Annotated in this window: 24 protein-coding genes; 6 read left to right on the top strand and 18 right to left on the bottom strand. The window is 38.5% G+C overall.

The annotated features are described in order from the left end of the window. Positions 1-462: 462 nt before the first annotated feature. From WH223_RS16215 to WH223_RS16225, 3 genes are all read right to left on the bottom strand, one after another. Positions 463-1530, bottom strand: coding sequence for a hypothetical protein (locus WH223_RS16215; protein ID WP_340048816.1), 1068 nt, complete (start codon positions 1528-1530; stop codon positions 463-465). A gap of 170 nt (positions 1531-1700) precedes the next feature. Continuing rightward, entirely contained in the window at positions 1701-2582 is an 882-nt protein-coding gene (locus WH223_RS16220; protein ID WP_340048817.1) for a hypothetical protein, read from the bottom strand. A gap of 60 nt (positions 2583-2642) precedes the next feature. Continuing rightward, positions 2643-3500, bottom strand: a complete 858-nt coding sequence (locus WH223_RS16225) for a M57 family metalloprotease (RefSeq protein WP_340048818.1) — start codon at positions 3498-3500, stop codon at positions 2643-2645. 463 nt (positions 3501-3963) lie between these two features. Here WH223_RS16225 and WH223_RS16230 point away from each other — a divergent pair, with 463 nt between their 5' ends. Beyond that, positions 3964-4803: a GNAT family N-acetyltransferase gene (locus WH223_RS16230; RefSeq protein WP_340048819.1), complete on the top strand. Its 840-nt coding sequence runs from the start codon at positions 3964-3966 to the stop codon at positions 4801-4803. A gap of 218 nt (positions 4804-5021) precedes the next feature. On the opposite strand, the gene WH223_RS16235 is transcribed toward WH223_RS16230, so the two are convergent. Both WH223_RS16235 and WH223_RS16240 read right to left on the bottom strand, forming a co-directional pair. After that, complete coding sequence (locus tag WH223_RS16235) at positions 5022-5990, bottom strand: alpha/beta hydrolase (RefSeq protein ID WP_340048821.1); 969 nt, start codon at positions 5988-5990, stop codon at positions 5022-5024. Positions 5991-6046: 56 nt separating this feature from the next. After that, entirely contained in the window at positions 6047-6454 is a 408-nt protein-coding gene (locus WH223_RS16240) for a nuclear transport factor 2 family protein (RefSeq protein ID WP_340048823.1), read from the bottom strand. Between the two features lie 116 nt (positions 6455-6570). Between WH223_RS16240 and WH223_RS16245 the strand changes: the two genes are divergently transcribed. After that, a complete protein-coding gene (locus WH223_RS16245) occupies positions 6571-6924 on the top strand; it encodes a winged helix-turn-helix transcriptional regulator (RefSeq protein WP_340048824.1) in 354 nt (117 codons plus the stop codon). 69 nt (positions 6925-6993) lie between these two features. Here WH223_RS16245 and WH223_RS16250 read toward each other — a convergent pair whose 3' ends face one another. The 3 genes from WH223_RS16250 to WH223_RS16260 form a co-directional block, all read right to left on the bottom strand. Next, entirely contained in the window at positions 6994-7464 is a 471-nt protein-coding gene (locus WH223_RS16250; protein ID WP_340048825.1) for a DinB family protein, read from the bottom strand. A gap of 582 nt (positions 7465-8046) precedes the next feature. After that, positions 8047-8319, bottom strand: a complete 273-nt coding sequence (locus WH223_RS16255; RefSeq protein WP_340048826.1) for a hypothetical protein — start codon at positions 8317-8319, stop codon at positions 8047-8049. A 32-nt stretch (positions 8320-8351) separates the two neighbouring features. Beyond that, entirely contained in the window at positions 8352-9218 is an 867-nt protein-coding gene (locus WH223_RS16260; protein WP_340048827.1) for an EamA family transporter, read from the bottom strand. Between the two features lie 152 nt (positions 9219-9370). Here WH223_RS16260 and WH223_RS16265 point away from each other — a divergent pair, with 152 nt between their 5' ends. Then, positions 9371-9832 (top strand): Lrp/AsnC family transcriptional regulator, encoded by a 462-nt coding sequence (locus WH223_RS16265; RefSeq protein ID WP_340048828.1) that lies wholly within the window; start codon positions 9371-9373, stop codon positions 9830-9832. 17 nt (positions 9833-9849) lie between these two features. On the opposite strand, the gene WH223_RS16270 is transcribed toward WH223_RS16265, so the two are convergent. After that, positions 9850-10239, bottom strand: coding sequence for a barstar family protein (locus tag WH223_RS16270; protein ID WP_340048829.1), 390 nt, complete (start codon positions 10237-10239; stop codon positions 9850-9852). A gap of 541 nt (positions 10240-10780) precedes the next feature. Here WH223_RS16270 and WH223_RS16275 point away from each other — a divergent pair. Then, on the top strand, positions 10781-11788 hold the full coding sequence (locus WH223_RS16275) for a YEATS-associated helix-containing protein (RefSeq protein WP_340048830.1): 1008 nt from the start codon (positions 10781-10783) through the stop codon (positions 11786-11788). A 135-nt stretch (positions 11789-11923) separates the two neighbouring features. Here WH223_RS16275 and WH223_RS16280 read toward each other — a convergent pair whose 3' ends face one another. Genes WH223_RS16280 through WH223_RS16290 form a run of 3 tightly spaced genes read right to left on the bottom strand, consistent with a single transcriptional unit; the run spans position 11924 to position 13920 of the window. Continuing rightward, the gene (locus WH223_RS16280) at positions 11924-12697 is read right to left on the bottom strand and encodes an alpha/beta fold hydrolase (RefSeq protein ID WP_340048831.1); all 774 of its coding nucleotides are present in this window, start codon (positions 12695-12697) and stop codon (positions 11924-11926) included. Positions 12698-12739: 42 nt separating this feature from the next. Beyond that, the gene (locus WH223_RS16285; protein ID WP_340048832.1) at positions 12740-13396 is read right to left on the bottom strand and encodes an NAD-dependent epimerase/dehydratase family protein; all 657 of its coding nucleotides are present in this window, start codon (positions 13394-13396) and stop codon (positions 12740-12742) included. Positions 13397-13452: 56 nt separating this feature from the next. Next, complete coding sequence (locus WH223_RS16290) at positions 13453-13920, bottom strand: helix-turn-helix domain-containing protein (RefSeq protein WP_340048833.1); 468 nt, start codon at positions 13918-13920, stop codon at positions 13453-13455. A 153-nt stretch (positions 13921-14073) separates the two neighbouring features. Here WH223_RS16290 and WH223_RS16295 point away from each other — a divergent pair, with 153 nt between their 5' ends. Next, the gene (locus tag WH223_RS16295; RefSeq protein WP_340048834.1) at positions 14074-14544 is read left to right on the top strand and encodes a hypothetical protein; all 471 of its coding nucleotides are present in this window, start codon (positions 14074-14076) and stop codon (positions 14542-14544) included. Positions 14545-14580: 36 nt separating this feature from the next. On the opposite strand, the gene WH223_RS16300 is transcribed toward WH223_RS16295, so the two are convergent. Beyond that, positions 14581-15447: a CPBP family intramembrane glutamic endopeptidase gene (locus WH223_RS16300; protein ID WP_340048835.1), complete on the bottom strand. Its 867-nt coding sequence runs from the start codon at positions 15445-15447 to the stop codon at positions 14581-14583. Between the two features lie 163 nt (positions 15448-15610). On the opposite strand from WH223_RS16300, the gene WH223_RS16305 reads away from it, so the two are divergent. After that, positions 15611-16573 (top strand): hypothetical protein, encoded by a 963-nt coding sequence (locus WH223_RS16305; RefSeq protein ID WP_340048836.1) that lies wholly within the window; start codon positions 15611-15613, stop codon positions 16571-16573. A gap of 65 nt (positions 16574-16638) precedes the next feature. Here WH223_RS16305 and WH223_RS16310 read toward each other — a convergent pair whose 3' ends face one another. The 5 genes from WH223_RS16310 to WH223_RS16330 all read right to left on the bottom strand — a co-directional run bounded on the left by WH223_RS16310 (position 16639) and on the right by WH223_RS16330 (position 22475). Further along, positions 16639-17418, bottom strand: coding sequence for a porin family protein (locus WH223_RS16310; RefSeq protein ID WP_340048837.1), 780 nt, complete (start codon positions 17416-17418; stop codon positions 16639-16641). Beyond that, on the bottom strand, positions 17418-18521 hold the full coding sequence (locus tag WH223_RS16315; RefSeq protein WP_340048838.1) for a PCMD domain-containing protein: 1104 nt from the start codon (positions 18519-18521) through the stop codon (positions 17418-17420). Before WH223_RS16315 ends, WH223_RS16310 begins: the two co-directional genes overlap by 1 nt. A gap of 1274 nt (positions 18522-19795) precedes the next feature. After that, entirely contained in the window at positions 19796-20377 is a 582-nt protein-coding gene (locus WH223_RS16320; protein ID WP_340048839.1) for a hypothetical protein, read from the bottom strand. Between the two features lie 119 nt (positions 20378-20496). Further along, positions 20497-21495, bottom strand: coding sequence for a helix-turn-helix transcriptional regulator (locus tag WH223_RS16325; protein WP_340048840.1), 999 nt, complete (start codon positions 21493-21495; stop codon positions 20497-20499). Continuing rightward, complete coding sequence (locus tag WH223_RS16330; protein ID WP_340048841.1) at positions 21495-22475, bottom strand: helix-turn-helix domain-containing protein; 981 nt, start codon at positions 22473-22475, stop codon at positions 21495-21497. The genes WH223_RS16325 and WH223_RS16330 overlap by 1 nt, the downstream gene beginning before the upstream one ends. Between the last annotated feature and the right edge of the window lie 24 nt (positions 22476-22499).

The raw sequence follows: 22499 nt of genomic DNA on the forward strand, positions 1-22499 counted from the left end.
AACAATCAGTTTGCGCAATAAGGTTATTTGCTCTAGATGATACTAGCTATGCTTGACCACAACTTGCAGATTACTGCCAGTAATCACCGTATTGGACATCGACAAAAGTTTCATCAAAAATTGTGTCAGGAAGGTTTTCTACATGCTGGATGAATGCTGTCGCGTTATCTAGAAAAGTGGCTACCAGTGCTTGCCAATCGGCTTCCGAATGGATGGGAGGGCTATCAAAGCTGTATTTATCTGAAATACATCGTTTTTTATTGTCCTAAACAATAAAATGGAACTGTCTTATTTCGGAAAGAAATCATTAAAATGACCTTATAAGATTATGCTTGTTTATGTTCCTTCGTTTTACTTATTTACTGTTTTTATGAGGATTGATACCTGTTTGATTTCAATTTTTATATTGCAAACTAGTAAGTTTCGTTAGCTAAAAGAGTAATCATACAGTCGGATAAGGAACTACTTTGGCAAAGTGCTGCTATTGCGGGCATCTAAAGCTATTCCTGCTGGCGTTTGTTCGGTAAGGATTATCTGGTCAGGAATGACATCTCCCACATCTGTCAACTTAAAGCGTAATATCTTTTTGGAATGGTCTGCTACATAAAAATACTGTGCTGATGAACGTGTATCTAAGGCTATAGCGATGGGGCGTGTTAAGCCTGTTGCAGGCCCTGTGATAATGCGCGTAGGCGTCAATTTCCGCTGCTGAAGCTGCTGTGAGAAAGCATCGAAAATAAGGATACGTCCGGTGCCTAAAATTTTTCCATCGGTATAGTCTGTAATGGCCAATTGGTTGTGCAAGCTATCGTAAGCGACAGCGTGTACCTGATTGGCTCCTTCAATGGGGATGATGAAGGATGGTGATATGGTGGTTGATGAATCTATCGTACTTACAGTCCTCGTTAAAACCCCATCAAATACATATAAACCAAAACTATCATTCGTTTTCAATACGAAAAGCTTATCGGCAGCAAAAAAAGTAGCACCCATAACCAACCCTGATGTATATAGCTTTCGGTAGGGGCGATATTGTGGAGACATGTTGCGCGGTCGATAAACGATATGAATACCCGAATTATTTCCATCTTGGTTGACAAGCATTAGGCTTTCGCTTGAGCTGTGGTGAGCGATGCCTTTAATCGTCGAAAACAAAGGACTGCGCATACTTGCCGAATTGTTCAGTTCTCCCTTAGTTCCAATTCCCAGTAAATAGATGGTTTGGTCATTAATGGCTTCAGTTTCCTTTGTTGAATGAATCAAGGCCCGTAGAAAAGGATTGAAGTATATAAGTCCACCGCCTTTGGCTGTGGAAACATGCGCTTGGTCAAAAGCAAAGACTGTAGAGTCTGCTCGACTGATAATCCTAATATTTGAATCTGGAACTCCTGCATTCGAAGTATTGTATTCTTCAAAAGAAACATATAATCGGGAAAAGTCAGCCTTTGCAACTTCGTCTGGTAACGAATCTTTATCCGAACAAGATATTCCAATCCATGCTAAAAATAAAAGGTAGAAACACGGTCTCATAGTAGAAAAGTTAAAGTGCAATTAATGTTAGTCGATAGCTGTTCATTGATATATTGAACGTAAAAAACGATTAAGGATAATTTTTGGTAAACGGTGATTTATCTTAGTCCTTATTGCTTGAGTAGACCAGAAATTACACCTAAAATATTCTTCATGATTTTTGGGGTACACTAAAAATTATATTGTAAGCCTATAGTTTGTTTAAGCATCTTTTGATGTGCTCCATTAAACATTGTTTCCGATAACAAGCCTGTATTTAGGTAGGCAATATCCTTTCCTTTATTAATCTTTTCAAATAGATAATTGAAGGTGTAGTGAACTTTCATTTTATCAGATAGCGTGTAGAAAATGGCAGTACCAGTATTGATTTTAAAGCCATTGGCCTTTTGTTTAAAGCTCAGTGGACTCTGTAAGTTAGGGTTTAGGTTCCAGTTTGCTTTAGCTCTATATATACTGCTTGTAAAAGTTTCACTCACCTCTATTTGTACTCTTTTTGTAAGATTAATTTGCATATTAATTGTCGGACCTATTCCATATGTTTTTGTAGTATATTTTGAAGCTAATGCTACTATTTCGGGCGATTCAATAGCTAGTGTTTGGTTGAATATTTCTGTCTGAATCCCTACATGAATTTTAGAAAAACCATAGTCTCTAGCTTTTACAACAAAAGACAATCTTCCATTTAGCGCATTTCCCGCTTTACTATCGAATTCTAACCTATAAGCTGGTTGAGTTTTGTAATTACCTTGGTAGTCTACATCTGTACCTTTTCCCCTTGTAGTATAGCTTTTATCAATTGTTGCATTAATTTCAAACAAATCCTTAATTTCATAATTTGCAGCAATAAAAAAACCGATACGTTGAATTTTTGTGTACGTTAAATCGGATAAAACTGTCGGATTTCGACCATTAATATCACCAGCAATAGACCATTTAAAATTGCTAAAACTCAATGATGGACCAGCAGTAATAGAAAATCTAGATTGCCCAAAAGATAAGACGGAAGAAATACATAAGATTATAATAGTGAAGCAATTTTTGTAATTCAACATGTACTCATCCAATTATGTAAAGTATAAGCTTTTCGTAGAAAGCTTATACAGCATTTAATATTACAAGAAATAGGTTCCATTTGTGAGGTAGATAATAGCGCGTTGGTCATTTTCTGTAAAACCAGTAAATTCAAGACCACATTTAGCACCATTAAATACCGAGCCTGGGTCTGGGTCTAAGTCTGTATTGTTAGTTCCTGGTACTCGGTAGGCGCCAATCTGTTGACCAAAGTTGTTTGTCGAGAATTCTGATTCATTCGCTAATAAACGCCAATTGGTATGACGAAGACCAATCATATGTCCAAATTCATGGGTAATGAGTAGTTTTTTCTGTGCTGTATTTAAGGTTTTAAATGTCGCATGATTTATCTGCATGCTTTTACCCAACTTAAGCAATGGAGAGATAGTCCCATTATAAATTTCTGGAAATTCAGCCATTCCGCATGAGTTTGATGATAAGTTTCCTGCTTGAATAGAACAATCACTTACACTTATAGCGGAAGTATAGGTTATGCTGGCAAGTCCGCTAATACCAATATTTGGGCCTATTGCATTCTTTATAAAAGCGTTTAAACTCGTTTTAATGACCTCTTGTTCACTGTTTGTGAAGTTATTCGAAATCCAAATTTTAATATTCGACTTTTCTAGTGTTGCGTTCTTGATTACAGCCTGCCGAGGGATGGTATTATTTTTAGATTTACGTAGTAGTTTCGATTTAAGAAGCAGGATATCACCTTCAACGATAATGGTATCTCCAGAAATATAAAGGTCTTTTGTGCTAAACCCCAAGTTATGAATCGCTTTAGTAACTTCATCTTTAGGTATGGTGTTCCCATCATTTTTTATGGTCTGCTTAGTGTCTTTTGAGCAAGAGATTAATAGTATCATGGCTAATGCTAGGTATAAGTAATTTTTCATAATGCTTAATTTTTGAACTAGGCAGGATTTTACATTATGAAAATCGCTGTTTGTGTTCTGGTTAAAACGCATGATAAGTTCCGTGCTTCAATTTTTATGCTGTGTAGTGTCTTATTTATAGGTAAACTGGCCATGTCAGCTAGGCTTTTAAGTATTTCCTGCGACATTAAATCTGAGTACAAGTTCGGTGTTTTAAGGCTCATGTAGGCTATATTGTCCTTTTGTAGCTGTTTAGGTCTGTTTTCCTTAAAATATAGGTTTAATTGGTCTTAAATAGGGTTTTTCTGTTGTGGATTCTATGGTCTAAGAAAGTGAAAACTCACTTTTATCAGCCAATCAGTTTACTTTCACTCACCTTATTCTTATAAAAGCTAAATTCTATTTATTTAGTAAATATGCTATTCGTATTTTGTCAATGTTCATAGCAGAAGCCATAGGTAATTTGAAACGAAGTATACAAAATATGCACATACGTAAGCTAACAGCGCAGGATATTCCTGATTTATTAAATACCCTTAACGGAGCTTTTGCCGACTACATCGTGCCTTATAAGCTCAATGCAGCGCAGCTGCATGCAAAAATGGAATCAGAAGGTATTCTGCCCGAATGGTCTGTAGGCGTGTTTGAAGATGGTCAACTTGTTGCCTTTATGATGCATGGCGTACGAGAGACAGCAGCTGGTATTGTTGTGTATAATGGCGGAACCGGTGTTCTTCCTAGGTATCGAGGGCAAGGTTTGGTCGGTAAAATGTACCAACATATACAACCCTTTTTTGAAGAAATGCAGGTACAACAAATTATATTGGAAGTTATCGGGAGTAATCATGCTGCTATACGTGCCTATGAAAAAGAAGGATTCGCTGTCCAGCGTAAATTGTTGTGCTTTGGTGGCGAGCTACAGGCAAAATCTATTTCAGATACTGCATCGATAAAAATTTTGCCTGGATTTTTGTGGGAAGAGTTTCAGTCTTTTTGGGATATATCACCAAGCTGGCAAAGCGCCATCCCAAGTATGGATAGTGCACAGCCTAATGTTTTAGGTGCTTTCATTAATGATGAGTTGATGGGCTATGTATTATTCAATCAGACTAACAAACGTTTTTACCACATCGCAGTAGCAGGAGAGCATCGTAGAAAAGGAATTGGAACGCAGCTTTTAGAAGCTGTACAGCAGCAGCTTTCAGGCGAAAAAATCCGTATTATCAACGTAGATGAGTCCGCAGATAACCTTAAGCTATTTTTAGAAAAGCAAGGTTTATCCATCGATGTTGTACAGTTGGAAATGGTGAAAAACATTATATAATGCTAAGCGTATAGTTGCCTATTTGAAACAGTCATACTTATTTTTTAAGGTTGAAATACATCATGAAATACGGTGTTTAAATGCCTGTAGTTATGATTTTGACTATTGGTGTCAGCGCATTAATTTCTCATAAAAACGGAGTATACATTTCTGAAATTTAATGAATTAGAAATGATTTTATGTCCCACTAATTTTATGTGGCATCGTAACTTGAATATTTAGTTCATATAAACATAGGTGTCTACATATTTACGATATGCTTCTAAAAGAAAAGCCCATGCTTCCTTGCTGATTTCCAATTGCGGTAACATCATATCAAAAGCATGGAAGCAACCTTCAAATAATCTAAATTCTACCGCTAAACCTGCCTTTTTGAGATTTTCAATATAGGCGATAGTTTCATCACGGAATGGCTCTAGGTCGCCAACAAATGAAATGGTAGGCGGTAATATTGAAAAATTAACTGTTCGCGCAGCTGCGGCATATGCAGGGATTTCTGCATCTTTCTTTACCAAATCGCTTAAATATGCTGACCAACCTATTTCATTAGTTCTTGAATTCCAAATAGGAGCATCATTGTTGACTGCTGAAGGGGTGTTTTGCCTATCGTCAAGCATAGGGTAAACAGGAATTTGAAAAGCAATCTTTACATCTTGCGTTTCCATTGCTTTCAAAGTTACTGCGGCTGCCAAGCCACCACCAGCGCTGTGGCCAGCAACAATCAGCTTATCTTTGATTCCGCCTAGTTTGTCGATGTTGTCATGCATCCATAGTAAGGTATCGTAACAGTCATTAAAGGCCGCTGGATAAGGCTGGTCAAATGCCTTGCGGTAATCAGGAGCAACGATGATACAAGGTTTTGTTTTTATGTAGTTTTCTATGACGGGGAGAAAGCCTTCTGGTGTTCCCATAACCAATCCTCCACCGTGTAAATATAACATAGCTGGCAAGTTCTCAGACTCGTCCAATGGTTTGAAAATTCGCATACGAATAGGTGCGCCACCATGACTGCTGGAAATGTATATTTCCTCATTATGTATATTTTTTATTTTTTTGCTTTGTGTCAGCTTGCCAACTCTATTCAGGATTTTCATTCCCTTTTTGTTAAAAAGGAGCTTTGACATACCTTTTAGCATCCATACATATGGTTGTATTTCCCGGTGATATTGTTCTTTCTTGAAAGTCATAATGTGCATTTTAAAAGTAAGCGGAAGCATTTGAACTTGCGCCTTAAGCAACCTTATTATTTAGCTGATATATTTGATGGACCGTAGTAAGCCTTCATTTCTGTAATCAATCCCTTTTCATCAAACTGCATCACATCAATAGAGTGGATAGTAAGCTGTTTACCTTCATGATTTAAGATGACAGTCATTGCAAATGCAGCACCCGAACCATCATGAGATGTGCGAATAGGTGTATCTAGCGTAAACGTCGCGTCTACTGGTAATGCACCCACAAGCCTAGTCAGTCCGGCAGATGCTCCTTCTATTGTGGAGCCTACAGGGTCTTCAATAGTTCCGCCGTCGGCAAATAGACTAATGATTTGTTGAATATCTTTTTTATTGAGTGCATCAATATACGTTTGCATAGCAATATGTAATTGTTCCTCAGTAGGTCTTTTACGTGTAGAATCTTTTAAATTTTTCATCTTAAAAATAATTATACACAAAGATTGATGGTTTATTTTTTTAAGACAAGTACGCATAAATTTATGCGTATATAAAAAACGTTAAATAGGTATCTTTGTGATAAAATAGAAATATAATGGTTGCATATGAGAAGAAACTACCAACAGTTCTAAACAATGGTTTAGGTTTGTTTTTCGAAGTAATGAGCGGAAAGTGGAAGGCAATGATTCTGTTTTACATCGAACTGGGAAATACGAGGCCCAGCGAGTTGCAAAGGAAAATACCTGATGCAGACCGTAGGGTATTGGACCAGCAACTTATGGAGCTTGTCAATCACGGACTACTAAACAAAATAGACTTTAAAACAAAACCACCCAAAGTAGTCTATGAACTTACCGAACTCGGAAAGACTATACTGCCCATTTTATGTCATATCAATGATTGGGGCGATGAATATAATGATAAGTTGGATGCATACAAATCCAAATAAAATTTAAGCATTGACGATAGTTTGTAAACCTTATTTTTAGGAGACCTTGCTTATGACGACGATTTGTGCCTATCTCTCCACAATCAGTTTGCGCAATAAAGTAAGCTGCCCGAGATGGTAATAGCTATGCTCGACCACAACCTGCAGATTCTGCCAGTAATCACCGTATTGGACATCGACAAAAGTTTCATCAAAAATTGTGTCCGGAAGGTTTTCTACATGCTGAATGAATGCTGTCGCATTATCTAGAAAAGTGGCTACCAGCGCTTGCCAATCGGCTTCTGAAAGGATGGGAGGGCTGTCAAAGCTGTATTGGTCTGATATGGTCAGTGGGCCACCTCGAAATACCTGTAGCAAGCCGTCTAAATAATAGTTAACATGGAAAGTTAAGGCTGCAATAGTGTTTAGCGATGCTACTTTATGTGTTGCTTGCTTCCAATTCACGCTTTCAAGCTGCTCTTTATAGTTGGTGTTCGCAATCCATTTTCCATCCAAAAATAACTCTCGCAATCGCTTAGCCATAAATTGGTTTCTTTTCATAGTCGTTCTTTTATAGACTTAAAAATATAAATTATTTCTTGGAACTATTATCTTTAGGAATGCCAAAAAAATGGTTGTAATACTATTTCAGTGAGGACTTTAGCTTTCTTTTGCTACTAATAATGTAATTTATCAATAATAGTATTAATGCTAATATGAAAATTATACCAGAGTAAAACAATACAACTAAAGAACCTCCCTGACTAAAGTCTTCTGGATTGTAGTACAAAGAGATATTTAGTCCAAGCCAAAATGCGAATATAACTGATAATCTTATTCTATTCGTTTTATTACTATTTACAAATTGATAAGACATAATGCAAAGCAATACAAAATAGAGCAGATATAAGATTAGGAAGTCGGGCGTTAAAGGTAACATGTTTATAGTTTTTGTTAGTTGCTTTGAACCTTGATAGTGATTTTAGGTGAAGTTCGTGTAATAGTTTCGACAATATAGATCTATTTATTAAATCTTTTTTTGCTATAAATATTCCTTTGATTTTGTTTCAAAATTTAATAGACCGATTCTATTTTTTTACCAGCTCAATATTCGGATGGTCTCCGATGATTTCTTCCACTATCTCAAAGTAGGTTTTCCCTTTGCTGGCTTCCAAATCTGCTATAATAGTTTGGATAGTTTCTGTAGTAAACACCACGAAATACCTGTAGCAAGCCGTCTAAATAATAGTTAACATGAAAAGTTAGGGCAGCAATGGTGTTGAGTGATGCAACTTTATGTGTTGCTTGCTGCCAATTCACGCTTTCGAGCTGCTCTTTATAGTTCGTGTTAGCAATCCATTTTCCATCCAAAAATAACTCACGTAATCGCTTAGCTATAAATTGGTTTCTTTTCATATTCCTTCTTTTTATAGACTTAAAAATAGAAATTATTTTTTGAAAAATTGGATGGCTATTATGGATCCAATCATAACGATAATCCCCGTAATTTGTAATATACTGACGGCTTCGTGAAGGATAATATGTGCACAGAAAACAACAGCAGGCAATTCTAGCGTTAACAATACCGCACTAAGTCCAGCACCAATTTTAGGCATACCTGTTGTAAAGCATATCGGAGGAATAACGGTGCCAAAAACAGCTAGAAAACACCCCCATTTTAGTAGGCCAAGATCTAGATGAGTGCTGCTGGTGAAGGCGGAAACATTGATGAGCAAGATAATTATTGCCGATCCAGTTGTCATTAAGGCACTTTTTTCAAGCATAGGTGTATCCTCTCCAATTCTGCTGGTGAGCAAAATATAGGCTGTATACATAATGGCAGCGAATAATGCTAGCAAAATTCCTAAAGCCGAAAAAGTATGTACATTGTTTTCCAATAGTTTGCTAGCCATGATGGTCCCCAAAGCCATACATATGACAGCGATAAGCTGGCCTGTTGAAAGTCGTTTCTTATAAAGTAACCATTCTGTTAAAGGACTTAGCCAAGAAATCTGCATCAGTAGCACAATTGCGAGTGACACCGGAATATAGTTCACCGAAAGGTAGAAGCAAAAGACAGATATACCCATAGTGGTTCCATAAGCGATTAGTCTCCAAGCATCTTTCCATCGGGATACGCCTGTTTTTTGAGACCTAAAAAGGACAAGAACCCATAGCATTATCGCTCCAATGGCTGCTTGTGCAAAGGTAATTTCCCCTGCACTATAACCTTCTTTGTAGGCTATTTTAGCAAATGATGTTAGGGCGCCATAACTGATAGCTCCTAGCGCTACGAGGAGTATGTATTTAATCATTTTTATTATGTTTTGTCCGCTTAAAATTATAAATAGTTGTCTTTAATTATGTTTGTTGATGCTATTTGCGTAAATAATCCTTGTTAATTATTTTTTTTGTGATTTTTGTTCATAATCAATGTTGTTTTGTTAGCTTTATAGGAAAAAGTCCGATGGAAGAACTAAGCAAACAGGAACTTGCGCTTTTGCGTTTGTTGCAAAAGAATGCAAGATTTGATATTACAGACCTTACCGAGCGACTTGGGATGTCGCGTACTTCTGTTTATGATCGCATTAAGAAATTGGAAAGTGAAGGTTATATCAAAGGGATAGTTGCTTTAGTAGATCAGAAAAAAGTAGGCTTGCATTTTACGGTTATTGTGAATATCTCTTTAAATAGCCAGCGTATCGAATACGTAGATGAGTTTTTGGCGCAGATTGCAGATCTGGAGGAGGTAATGGAAGCCTTCGTTATTGGTGGTGCCTTTGATGTGGTATTGAAGGTCGTGGTTAACAATCCGGATGCTTACAATGATTTTGTTATGCAGAAGCTATCTGCTATTCCGCATATTAGTAAAATACAGAGCTCTTTCGTGATGCGGTATATTAAACAAACGTCTGCCTTACCTTTTTAAAGTTTTTAAAGGAGAAATTATTTTTTTACCAGCTCAATATTCGGATGGTCTCCGATGATTTCTTCCACTATCTCAAAGTAGGTTTTTCCTTTGCCGGCTTCCAAATCTGCTATAGTTTCTTGGATAAATTCTGTATTAAACACCTCCGGATGCTTGAGCTTTTGACGATAAAAATCGAGGGTTAAATCCAAACCGAAAGTCTTTTTATTCGCTTCATAATTCTTCCATACAAGCTGTATTGGTTCATTACCCTTTATATTGCCAAAGCCACCATAAAAAAGGTCATTCAAGGCATCCAAGCTCTCACCGAGTTTCCAGTCTTCATCTTGCATAAATACCCGGTTAATCTCTTCGTAGAGACTTGGAATATCTCTGATATTGAATCCGTCTATCGTTAGTGTTTTCATATAAAGCTAAAGTACAGAAAAGGGTTAAAAGTTTTAAATATTGAGTGCTAGGTTTTTGTGAAAATCTTGATTAAAATGTTTTAAAAATACGGTTTTCCGTATTTTTAATTAAAGCTAAAAGTTGACTTTAGCGGCAAAAATTATGAGTTTAATGAATCTAAGTTAAGAATTTTGTTGGTTGCCAAAAGCTGTATGTTTTTTACGCTCGTAGAAATTGAAAAAATCTACACTAGTAAATATATATTCTAACGAACCTTAAGAAACTTAAGGAAGGTGAGAAAATATTATGTATAGAGTACGCACTCAAGTCTGAGGTGATAAAACAGAAAAATCACGAGTGAGGACCTTTTATATAAACTGTTATATTCAGTTTGGCTTGAGTATTTTTTATAAAATAAGAATACTACGAGTTAGTAATTGCATTGTTAATAAAAGGGAAAGTAAGTTAAGTTGTGAGTTATTTTCTTTTGATTAAATAAAGATTTCATTATCACAGGAATTAATATATTATTAGATAATAAAAAGTTTGAATAGGATTAATTTGGAATTATTACAACAAAAGTTTTTCGGTATAACATTTTTTCTAGTTGATGCGTGCACAGTTTTAAACAGTAATACGCATACTTTATTACTGTTGCTTATCATTCTTATTTTTGGTGCCTTTGGAGGTTATCTTAATTACCTACATAATTTCGATATAGCTGAAAGTAAACGGGATGAAAGTAAACGGGATAAAAGTAAACAGGATAAAAGGAAGTATGTTTTATTAGGTGTAGGTTCGGCTATTCTAGTTCCAGCTTTTTTTAGAATGATAGCTAGTGATTTAGTGAAATTTGTTGAACCATTTGATACTAATAATTATTTAATATTTGCAGGATTTTGTCTTGTAGCAGCTATTTTCTCTAGACGTTTTATTAAAACAATTGGAGATAAAATTCTTGATACAGTTAAGAAAGCGGAAATTAATTCTAAGGAGGTCAGAGAAGAAATAAAAACTACTAAGCTTGAGCTCCATTCAACACAAGAGCGTATTGAGGATGTTAAAGCCTCTGTGAATTTACATGGAATACATCAAGTATCTGCTGAGTCTTTTACTTCCACAAATGATGATGAATTACTTGAGCTTGTTGATTCGTTTATCGAAAGAACTAGTCTGCCAGACTATTCCGACAGATTAAAAATGAAAGCCGAACTTGGTCGTAAAATGGGACAATTAATTGTTAGAAACAAATTATCAAAAAATGAACTCCTTAGTAAACATCCAAAAGAAGGGATGTACTTAGCATTAGCATATGCAATAGAGTTAAGCCCTGAGGCAGATAGCTTAGATTTGTTGGGCAAAATAGCGAATAGAGCAAATCAGCTTTATACAAAGTATGTAATTTTAATTGCTTACCGAACTTTAGCAAGTAGTGGATTTATTCCTCAAGATATGGTGAGAGAAGTTGTATCAATAGTTGAGAGATTTAGAGAGAAAGCTGACAGACCACTTACTAGAAACATTGATGATACCTTAAATGTTCTTCGATTTATTGATTCAACAATTTGATTATCTGTAAATAGAACTTTTTAATTTTACAGTTCTTAGTAGATAGGAGGTACTATCGAGTGGGAAGGAACTTTGTTTCCAAGGTAAAAAGCCCTCTTTTTAGTCTGTTGAACGTGGTCAATCCCCCAAGCCCCGCTAATAACTAGCGGCGGCTTCGATAAGTTCGCTTACCTCTTTAGGCCTTGAAGTATAGATAGAGTGGCTACCACCTTTAATTTCTACCACTTTTTTTGCGGCGATACGTTTCGCGTAAAATCGTTCGAGGTCGGGGTTAATGATGCGGTCCGATTGAGCAACCATATACCAGGACGGTTTTGTCTTCCATGCCGGATTTTCCACCAAACCTTGGAAGCATACATCTGCGGTAGGCACCTGTGCATTCGCCATAAAGGAGGCTATCGCCTTAGGTAAGTCAGCCGCGAAGTCGGCCTGAAAATGTTGAGGGTCTATATAGTCATAACCATCCGTGCCTTTGATAAGGGAAGTATAGGCCGAAGGATATTTTTTGAATATTTCGGCACGTTTCTCATTCGATTCAGGAGCATGAGCAGCAATATAAACTAAGCCTACAACTTTCGGGTCATTACCCGCCTCAGTGATGATGACACCACCATAGCTATGGCCAACCAAGATGCAAGGGCCATCCTGCTGACTGATGATACGTTTTACAGCGGCTACATCCGATGCTAGGCTCTGCAAAGTATGCTGCGTTACGCTGACATGATATCCCTTTTTTACAAGTTCATCATAGACACCTTTCCATCCCGAACCATCCACAAAAGCCCCGTGAACCAAAACAATGATTTTAACCTTGGGTACCTGTTTGTTTGCTGTTTGAGGTCTGAAAGAGAGCGAAATGCTGGCAAGTAAAACTAAAACGATGGGTACTAATCTGCTGAAATTTTTCATGATTATACGTTTTTAAAAATTATCTGATGTTCTTGGTACTATTTAAGGGCGTGCACGTTTTTTAATATCAGGCACCTCCAAAATAGGCTTCTCATAGCCTTTATCTACGCAATGTAGCATCGCATCGCCCACCTCTTGCATATGACAAATCCAATTCGGTAAGATTAAATACCAAATAGGGGCTAAGAAGTCGATAATGCGGAATATAGGCCGAACGTTAGTCTGGCTTTTTAGTGGGCGCATAAAGCTTGGACGAAAGCAGTAGGCCGCTTTAAAAGGCATATTTAAGACTGTATTTTCTGTTTTTCCTTTGACCCTTGCCCACATTACTTTGCCTTGCTCTGTGCTATCCGTTCCACTGCCCGACACATAGATGAAGGTGAGGGTAGGAATGGCATTAGCGAGCGATTGTGCAAAAGGAACGACAAAATCATAGGTTTTTCTGGTGAAGGACTCTTCGTTTTCACCAATGGAGCTAACACCAGCGCAAAAGAAGCAAGCATCAAAATCTTTCAAGGCATCGATATGGGTATCGATGGTAGAAAAATCGGACAAGATTAATTCCTTCAATTTAGCATGTTGAAAGGAGAGTGGTTTTCGCGAAATACTGACTACATCGGTCACCAATGGGTTTTCTAAGCAAACTCGCAATACACCTTCACCGACTAATCCTGTTGCTCCGGTAATTATTATTTTCATCTAATAGCGTATTTAATGAATCCCCTAGTTTAGACTTCAACCATCAATAATCGAGCCTATTTCTTATCAAGCAGCTTCTCTAAATAAGCGATTTTCTCTTTCTCCGCAAGGAGTAATCTTTCGTATAGGTTCGCCATATTTTCAACTGTACTAAAGTTAGGCTGATAGTTTACAGAACTAGCATTAAGTATTGAGTTATCATTACTTGTGTTATAGTATGTGTTGTTGATAATACTAAACACGGTTTCGTCATCAAGGTTTTTCGTGGTTTCTGGATTTACATTGAAAACAGTATAAATTTGTTCTAAAATGTCTTTTTGTATGATTTCTGAATTAACATTGAGAAGTCTAGCAACTTGTTCCAAAATATCTAGCTCTATTTTTTCTTTAGCTTCCAATTGAGACACTTTCTTTTGTGTCCATTTTTCGCCTAGTTCATAGGCCAGCGTTTCCTGCTTAATACCCAACATCTCTCTCAGTCGTTTGATATTTCTTCCTTCGTGTACTCTTTGCTTATCGTCCATGGCTATTCGATAACTTTTTTAATGTATTATCTCTAATTTACAAATTGTTCGAACAATAAGCATTATCCTTCATTAGAATAATTTATGCATGATATGGCATTGCCTAGGCGCTTGTAAATGGCTTAATTTGAGTATTAACCAAAAATAAGCGTTATGAGAAATAACCACGAAAAAAAAGACCTTGGCCTAAATGGTGCTAAGGTTTGGGAGTCCGAGAACAACTACGGAGATAAAACGTTCTCAGGAAGTCTTATTGTTCCCGCCAATTTTAGACTGTTGTGTGCCATTTGGAAGGTGACGCCCGAGGTGGTGTTAGCCAATTTTATGGATTTATCATCTTTTGCACCCAAAGAAGGAGCCACAAGTAAAGAACGTCGCCTCGCCAAAGATTACCTCTTGGCATGCAAATACGGGCAGTCGGAGTATACCCGCAATCAGGTCAAGCAGATGTTTGCCGAGCTCAAAGCCAATCGACTTACCCAAGACTCTATAGAAGACGAAATACTCGAGGCCGACAAATTGGGCATGAGGGCAACCGACATGAAGTACAAAGAGTTTTGGTTTAAAAAATGGTTCTTAAAGCACAACTCAATCGGCAAAACTAGTATTCTAGATAAATTTTAGGCCAATGAAGCTACACTCGCTGTTAGTATAGATGCTTTAGAAGAAGTCTTGTTGGCTTTCACCGTAGGTTAACAATTCTTTTTTGAGTTCCTCTTTAGATAGTCCATCTTTTGATTCCACCTCCAAATTGAGCAATTGGTCTTCAGCCTTTCTCTCGTGTTGAAAGAGGGAGTCCAGCACATGGTTCAAGGAATATTCTTTTATGGAAGCCTTATAGACCTTTCCCGAATCGGCTTCAACGGCAAACTTCTGTCCGCTCTTGGTATTGAATGCTAGTGATTCAATTTTTAGCGTATAGTTAGCCTCTTCCTTTACATAAGGTTTATCAAAATAAGTGCCTAGGAGCACGAGAGATATCATTAATCCATTCCAGCAGATATGTAATAAGACCGATGAGCCAAAATTAAATTTAACACGTAGAAAGGTCAATACGATGCCTGCCACCAATTGAGGGCCCAGGATAAAAGGAATCATAAAATAGAAAAATAACGAATCGTTTATGTAGTTGCTGCTGTGTACCAAGGCAAACACAGTAATCGATGTGTATACTAAATATTTGAAGATTTTATCCCATGTTTTTTCCTTCATCAGGAAGGAGATGAAGCGGTTATAACGTAAAAAATACCGAAAGAAATATTCTTCTAAAATAGGGGCGAATATGATGGCAATGAAGGCTTTTTGGAGTAGGCTGTTATTCTTATAGTCTATTCTCAAATCATGAATAAGCAGTTCTGTTTTGGAGATTAAGTACGAACTCGGAATAAAAAATAGGACGCAGGTAATAAATGTTATACCCAAAAACGCAAAGAAGTATTTTGCGTTTTTTTGAAGGCTCCAATTTTCAATTCGAGTATCTGTTGGATTTTTAATAAAGTTAAATAGCTCGCGAAGGATTTCTATCATTAAGCTTGCGTGTTTTTTTAGTATCTGGTTAATGCGATGGCCTAATGTACAAAGTTTTGACTGTAAATACTGAGCGGATGCGAAAAAGGCCGCTTCGTTTAATTTTAAAACCAACCGACAGTGCATTATATTTAGCATCATTTTTGATATTACGTTTTACAACATGAAAATATACCTAAAAGTCCTCCTCTTTGCGCCCTTGTTGGCGCTTCTTTCCTGTGGGAATAATACACCGAACAGCAATGCTGATATAGCGGATAGCACTATCGTAAATAGCGATACGACGACTTATACCAGCCGATTACGACCAAACGAAAAGTTGCAGCTTGGCAAGGTATACACCGACACCGTCATCTTTGATAATGTCGATGAGCATGGCGACTATACTTGGGTTGCGGTGCGTAAAGGAAAAGATACGGTAGGCTTAGTGGTTTATGAGGAACCCGTTCCTTTTGTCAAAGGAGAAGAAATAGAACTGAAATGGAAGGTAGATAGCATACGCTATGCGGGCGACGAGTCCTACTTAGAGCATGTGGATTATTTTGTCGCTGCCAAGCGGCTAAAGCCCTTGAAGCTGAAGGATAAAAAGGTTAAAATTCTCGGTAGAGAAACACGCTATGATGAAAAGCTAAAGACCGATATCAATGCGATTGTGCTAAATGAGAAGTTTCTCCGCACAATAGCTGACCCCGAGAAGGCGGCTTTAGCCTATGTGGCTACCTTTATAGGTAATGAATGCGAATGGGATGGACCGGCTACCGACGACCGAAGCAACCTGAAATGTAAGCTACTAACGGCCTTAAACCTCGGTTACCAATGCTCAACGGAGCATCTTGGTTTTCTGGAGCGCTGGTTTCGCAGCAATAAAGAAATCTTGAAAGAGCTCGAAGGATGCCCCACTATACCCGATGGCGCGACGGTACAAAATACCTTTGATACTATTGACCTCGAGGTTAAGAACAACCGAATTATAGTATCCTTCAATGTGCAGGCGATAAATGTGCGCGAAGGGAAGAGCTGGACTTGGACAGAGAAGAACGTATTTGATTTTAAAGACAATGAGCTTCTCTTAATCAAGAAAGATAAAACGCCTGCCGTAGCACATACTTTTAACGTTGGCGAGTAGCGAATAAAAACAAAAAAGCCGTAAGCACAACAGTGCTTACGGCTTCCATATGAATAATCGGGCGATTAAGGCAATTTAATACCCACACCAAGATTTAAGAAGATATTATGAAGGCCGAAAGAGATAGTCTCGAAGCCATTTTTCATAATATTACTGAAACCATAGTCAAACTGACCCAATGCATAGTAGCGTGATGAAATCGCATAGCGCGCACCTACAGTAGCACCGTAGTCAACATTGCGAATAGAGTTGTCAAAGCGGTATGCCGCATCTTCAATGATAACCTTCTCGCCAGTAGGCGTAATATTACGCAGGTAACCCTTTTGAGCCTCGCCAAAGAAGCGCTTCTGCACCGCAAAGGCAATATAAGGACCCGCTTGGAAATCCCATTTAGGCGACAATTTATAGTTCGCCAAGATAGGAACCGTCACATACAAGTTCTGTACATTCGTAGATATATCCCCGTAGTAGTAACCCGAAATATTGTTCGACTCGTCCGAGTTATCGTTAAATGTTGTTTGGTAGCCCTTTACATTCGCTTTCGTGTTCATCCCTTTACCTTCGAAAGTAACGCCCACACTCATGCCCCATTTTTGGGAGAAGGTATATTCCGCTTTCGCCTGCACAAAGAAAGGAACAGCTGGCGAGAAACTATTTATTTTACGTATTTCCGCAGGGAAGCCCAGTGGAGAAGCACCCCCAATTTTGCTACCAATAGCGAAGCTATAACTAATTTTGTTGGATACGCTATCCGCAGGGTTCGTTTCCGTCTCCGTGTGTGCAAATCCTTTATTGACACCTGCTACAAGTAATGCAGCGGCTAAAATTACAATCGACTTTTTCATTACTTAACTTCTATTTTTAGGTTGTCAACAATCATTCTACTACCCACAGCACCTTTAAACAAGTCACCTTCCTTGCTTGAAGAAGCCACGATTACTAGGCTATACACATTGGCATCAACTTCTCCTTTTACCAAGGGCTTCTTAAACTCAAACGGAGCCTCAAAACGTGCAAATGTAGTACCTGGAGTTCTCTTCGCCGATGCGATTCTAGCGATAGCCACAATGCTCGGGTCCGTGAAAACATTACGTCCATCCAACCACGATACCTTCGGATTGTTGGCCATAACTTCCGCCTTATTAAAAAGAACCGCGTAGATATCGCCCTCATCCTCACCTTCAATAGGCTTATTATCAGAATTGGTCATCTGCTTGCCCGGTGTATACTTGAAGTAACCCGTTAGTTTTACCGGTACTTGGTTAAACGGAAGACCGAAGTGCGTAGCCTCCAAAGGTTTGATAACACCATTTTCAACATCAAAACTACCGATAAACATATTACCAGCCGCGATAGGTTTCTTTAAAAGCTGACCGAAAAATCCAGTAGATTTAGTCTCTAAAGCAAGCGCATATTTACCCGATTGTGCATCTTCAGTATAGGAAGTAGGGTAGGCGTCAGGTGCCTTAGAACCCGAGATAGAAATCGCATAAATTCTATTTCCAGAAGCCCATAAGTTTTGACGTACGCCACCGATAAGCTCGAAAAAATCAACAAACTTATCCGTTTTCTCAATTTCAAAGTTTTCGAAATCAAACGACAATGGAACTAAATATTTAAGGAAAGAAACACGGTATTTCTTTTCAAATCGGCCATCCTCAGATTTAACCGTATAAACCACCGATTTATTAAAGTTTTGTCTTGTTTTTGGTGAAGGAGAGACCGTAGCACCTGGGGTGATTTCAAAATCGAAATCAATGCTGTCCAATTTAACGCCTTCTTTAACATAAACGACGATATTATCGTTATTAATAACAGGTTGACCGTTGATTATTGTTTCCGGCACATTGATAGATACGATATCCGCCTCCATATTGAGTGCCTCATTTTTAATACAACTTGACAGAAACGTACAAATTGCTAAACTGAGTACCAGTTTTAATTTCATAATGTAGTATAAAGAATAAAATGGAGCTACTCACAGTCCTTTTTTGAAGTAGCTAGCCCCAAAGTTACGAAACCCATGCCCAGTATTAGTCATCCTTAAGAAATAAAAGAACCTTTGTTGCATCACTGATATATTTATTTTTCTTCTATTTTTAGCCCTTGGGCGTGCCCTCGGCTGGGCTTCAGCAGTTAGCAATATCCTGCAATACAATAGCCGAGGTCGGGCTTTCCGCTCTATCTTTTGTGGCTTTAAGATAGCCACAAAAGGATGCCGCTCCAATCCCTCACGCGAAGAGAATGACCCCAAGAAAGAAAAAAGACTGCTGCAAAAGGCAGTGTAATATTTTCTAAATACTGAAAATTTACTTTCCTTTCGAAGGAGATTTAGTCCGTTATGAAAACCACAAGAGGTAGAATTCTGTTGATTTCATGAAAAGCTATGTAAAGGCGCGTGGATAAGGAGGAGGTTTTGGTATCACTGTTTTCGCGTATACTTTTAAACGATGTATAAAATGAACATCCCCGACACGGTGGCTGCAAAATTGTTTTGTCTCCACTACCGCTGCTACCACAAAAACGACACGAATACGCCACCGTGGCGACGATGAAACCACTACAATTTCTTAAAATAATTTATTTTTATTGTCCTCATCTTTAAGGGAGGGAGCTACTCAACGATGCTGTGCGTAAGCTATTCTCCAGATAGACTAGTATAGACATTTTTTTACCCAGCCCAACGGATAAACAGAATCGAATTTTACACGAATAAGAAGAAAGCTATACGCAATTTAATAGGCTGCATTGTTTTTGTCGCCCTAGGCATTTATCTCCTGCTAAATGCAGAAGCTATTCAAGGACCGCAAAGCAGTAATTCCCTTTTCATACAAAGTTTAGCCTTGCTATGCATCGCGTTTTCTTTTGTTTATGCCGTTGTGTAAGATGATTTGACATTAAAAGTAGGGTGGCTCCAAATGTACAGTACGGTAATAGCAGAACAAGGTAAAGGATTGTATGAGTAGGTTCAAACACCGAAAAATAACTAAAATAATCCGCTAGTAGAACTAAATAGCTTATAGCTTTAGCGAATAGTAAAAAGAAACCAAGTCTCACCTTTGTTAAAATGAAAGAGGTTGCGAGTAATAGTAAAGGATAAAGCAATAGAATCGGCAGCACTTAAGAACCTATTCCCTTAAAGAATGTTGCTAAGATGAGCGGAGTAATGCTTAAAAGAGCAATAATGCTGCCCGCTATCGTAATAAATCATAAGCGATTTTCTTATTGATTTTTGGCTTGTTTAATCTCTATCAATCTACCGTCAAAGTCTATTGTGTATTTGTTTCCCGAAAAGTCTGTTAATAAAATTTCATGATTTTCTACAATGAAACTAGGAGTTTTATCCATCGTGATAAAAATATCTGCGCCAAAAAACTCCCATATTTTTGCGCCTCTTTTGTCTAATTTCGTTATTTGAACTTCTCCATGTATAAGGTAATTATCCGCTTGTTGAATAATCTGAAAACAGGTTACAGGGTCAGCTTTAGTTTTCCACTGTAGATTCAAATGGGGTAAGTTAAAACAAAATATCGTATCAGAACAGCATAATAATAGTACATCTCCATCGACAAGAGCCGCGGTTTTATGGATACCCGTTCCTCCATCAAAACCGATTACTATGCAGCTTGCTATAAGCTTTCCGTCCTCATATATTTTTACATCATGTTGAGACGTCGGGCGATATGTTGAATCCGCTGTGCAATACGTTTTTGCATAATTAAAGATATTATCTGTAGCATCAAATGCATAAATAGGTTGGTTAGCAATTTCAATAATCAGCTGTTTGTGTAGTAATGTTAGCATGTATTAATAATTACTTAAATAAGGGTTGAGAATTTAAATATATTTTTCATTTATCATCTTGTCGAAAAAAACTTTTCAGCTAGTGTTAAAGAGAAGCTTTTGTTTCGTGAAGGGAAGCATTAATTTTCAACCTTGGCTAAAAAATCTGCTTTCGGCAATACGTTGAATAGCTTGTTGTAGGCCGATGCAAAATGTCCAGGCTTGCTGTAGCCGAGCTCATAAGCCACCTCATTAATACGTGCATATTGGCCACTTTGAAGTAGCTTTTTTGCAAGACGCAGCTTCTCGCGCAAGAAAAAGTTGTTTGCACTTTCTCCAAATAGCTTCCGGAAAAGCTTTTGATATTTTGTAGCCGACATCTGCGCCATCGTAGATAGCTGCTCCAAGCCCATAAAAGATTCACGCAAGTGCTCCATAAGGTACTGCTGCGTGTGCAATACATGTTCAGCATCCTGCTCTGACAGTAAGCCCGGTTGCGGTTCCTTTTCGGCCATCCTTTCTACCAAATTGCCAAAGGCCGTTAGCGCAACCCCTTTTACCGTGAGGTAGAAAGAAGTCTCCCCGAAGTTGCGGGTTTTCAAGTCCAGCAAAGCAATGCGCGTGCGGCTATCGATATGGTCATAAAAGCAGATGGTATCTTTAGCATCTTCCAAGGGCGAAGCTAAGTCTAGATGCTTGTATAGTAGTTTCTTGGCAATCAGCAGACGGAAAGAGTACATACGCTCGCCTATTGGTGGCGTATAGCTGCTCTCTAGTACACCATCTACCACCCCCATACCCAATTGAGATTGATAGCCCACTTTATATTTCTCGCCATTCACATGGTGCAAACTTATCTCTTCGCTAAGGTCGTAGTAGGCAATACAATAATCAGCCTCGCTCGCCGCTTTAACAAATTCAATAGACTTATGGAACGTGTAATCCGCAATCAAAGCCGTTAAGCCAGGAATAATTTCTAGAAAGTAAGAATCGCCATGTGCAATTTCTGGAGGAAAGGTAAGCTTGCAGCCTGCCGTCCACTGTGCGCCCAAACCAGCCACAAAGTCTTGCTGCCAGTGGCTGTGTAGCCCCATGAGGTACACAAATTTTTGAGTAGTAGTAGAGAGTGCAGGCTTCATCAGAGTAGGAGGCTATATTCTTTGGGTTGCATCCCAAAGTGGCTTTTAAATTGCGCCGAAAGGTGAGAGGGGCTCGTAAACTTCAACTTCTCCGTTACCTCCAAAATATTGTATTTTCCTGTATGCAGCAAGGCACGTGCACGTTCTATCTTGTTCGTCATAAAAAATACGCTGGGCGTCAATCCTGTAATTTTCACATACAGCTTCTTAAATTTCGTGGTCGACATGCAGGCTGTCCTAGCGAGCGTGTCAATGCCAGGAAAGGGCTCTTCAAGCAGCTCCAGTAGCTGCTGCTGTGCAGCAATAATACCCGATAAGTCGCCGTTGTCAAGCTTCTCGATGACGATGGTATCTTCATTCATTTTGTCTAGGTAGTCGCCTAGTAAGCGATACACCGTGGCCGCAAGAAAAATAGGAAAGGCTTTGCTCGTCCGATTACGCTCGCGGAGTTCCTCCAGTAGGCGCCATGCGCTCGTACTCATACGGCTGTAGCGGACAATCGTATTCTGGTTGATATCAAAAATTTGGTTCAGCAAATCGTCCGATATATTTGCTTCCGCAAGAAAAGAACGTAACGTCTCCCTTTTAATGAAGATACAAAGGTTGAAGGTTGCTGCCCCTGCCTTGACGTGGTAATCCAAGTTAAGACGGCTATCCACCACGGCGAGATTGAAATTCCACCGACCCATAGGGCGAGCACCATTCTCCAAGAGATGCTGCGATTCGCCTTCGGTAAGGTTGTAGTAGATGCCTACGAAGTCGCTGCTTTTATTACGTAGCTGAAAGAGAACATCCTGATGGTAACACACATCGGCCAGCATTACCGTGATATCACTATTTACAGAATAGATTAAATGGGTGCCTGTGTATACCGACGGCGGAATAACCAAGCGGTCGCGCTGAAAAGTTCCCCCTAAGCCGGAGGCCATTTGTGCAGCCCAGTCTGTGCCTAATCCAAAAGCATGTTCAACCGTAATCATTGACTTAAATAAGGTTCCTAAGCT

Origin of the sequence: Sphingobacterium sp. MYb382 (assembly GCF_037572665.1) — a bacterium.
In the GTDB taxonomy this organism is placed as follows: Bacteria; Bacteroidota; Bacteroidia; order Sphingobacteriales; family Sphingobacteriaceae; genus Sphingobacterium.

Coding starts and splice junctions, on each gene's coding strand:
- WH223_RS16215 (WP_340048816.1), bottom strand. CDS start 1,530: ATGAGACCGTGTTTCTACCTTTTATTTTTAGCATGGATTGGAATATCT.
- WH223_RS16220 (WP_340048817.1), bottom strand. CDS start 2,582: ATGTTGAATTACAAAAATTGCTTCACTATTATAATCTTATGTATTTCT.
- WH223_RS16225 (WP_340048818.1), bottom strand. CDS start 3,500: ATGAAAAATTACTTATACCTAGCATTAGCCATGATACTATTAATCTCT.
- WH223_RS16230 (WP_340048819.1), top strand. CDS start 3,964: ATGCACATACGTAAGCTAACAGCGCAGGATATTCCTGATTTATTAAAT.
- WH223_RS16235 (WP_340048821.1), bottom strand. CDS start 5,990: ATGACTTTCAAGAAAGAACAATATCACCGGGAAATACAACCATATGTA.
- WH223_RS16240 (WP_340048823.1), bottom strand. CDS start 6,454: ATGAAAAATTTAAAAGATTCTACACGTAAAAGACCTACTGAGGAACAA.
- WH223_RS16245 (WP_340048824.1), top strand. CDS start 6,571: ATGGTTGCATATGAGAAGAAACTACCAACAGTTCTAAACAATGGTTTA.
- WH223_RS16250 (WP_340048825.1), bottom strand. CDS start 7,464: ATGAAAAGAAACCAATTTATGGCTAAGCGATTGCGAGAGTTATTTTTG.
- WH223_RS16255 (WP_340048826.1), bottom strand. CDS start 8,319: ATGAAAAGAAACCAATTTATAGCTAAGCGATTACGTGAGTTATTTTTG.
- WH223_RS16260 (WP_340048827.1), bottom strand. CDS start 9,218: ATGATTAAATACATACTCCTCGTAGCGCTAGGAGCTATCAGTTATGGC.
- WH223_RS16265 (WP_340048828.1), top strand. CDS start 9,371: ATGGAAGAACTAAGCAAACAGGAACTTGCGCTTTTGCGTTTGTTGCAA.
- WH223_RS16270 (WP_340048829.1), bottom strand. CDS start 10,239: ATGAAAACACTAACGATAGACGGATTCAATATCAGAGATATTCCAAGT.
- WH223_RS16280 (WP_340048831.1), bottom strand. CDS start 12,697: ATGAAAAATTTCAGCAGATTAGTACCCATCGTTTTAGTTTTACTTGCC.
- WH223_RS16285 (WP_340048832.1), bottom strand. CDS start 13,396: ATGAAAATAATAATTACCGGAGCAACAGGATTAGTCGGTGAAGGTGTA.
- WH223_RS16290 (WP_340048833.1), bottom strand. CDS start 13,920: ATGGACGATAAGCAAAGAGTACACGAAGGAAGAAATATCAAACGACTG.
- WH223_RS16295 (WP_340048834.1), top strand. CDS start 14,074: ATGAGAAATAACCACGAAAAAAAAGACCTTGGCCTAAATGGTGCTAAG.
- WH223_RS16300 (WP_340048835.1), bottom strand. CDS start 15,447: ATGATAGAAATCCTTCGCGAGCTATTTAACTTTATTAAAAATCCAACA.
- WH223_RS16305 (WP_340048836.1), top strand. CDS start 15,611: ATGAAAATATACCTAAAAGTCCTCCTCTTTGCGCCCTTGTTGGCGCTT.
- WH223_RS16310 (WP_340048837.1), bottom strand. CDS start 17,418: ATGAAAAAGTCGATTGTAATTTTAGCCGCTGCATTACTTGTAGCAGGT.
- WH223_RS16315 (WP_340048838.1), bottom strand. CDS start 18,521: ATGAAATTAAAACTGGTACTCAGTTTAGCAATTTGTACGTTTCTGTCA.
- WH223_RS16320 (WP_340048839.1), bottom strand. CDS start 20,377: ATGCTAACATTACTACACAAACAGCTGATTATTGAAATTGCTAACCAA.
- WH223_RS16325 (WP_340048840.1), bottom strand. CDS start 21,495: ATGAAGCCTGCACTCTCTACTACTACTCAAAAATTTGTGTACCTCATG.
- WH223_RS16330 (WP_340048841.1), bottom strand. CDS start 22,475: ATGATTACGGTTGAACATGCTTTTGGATTAGGCACAGACTGGGCTGCA.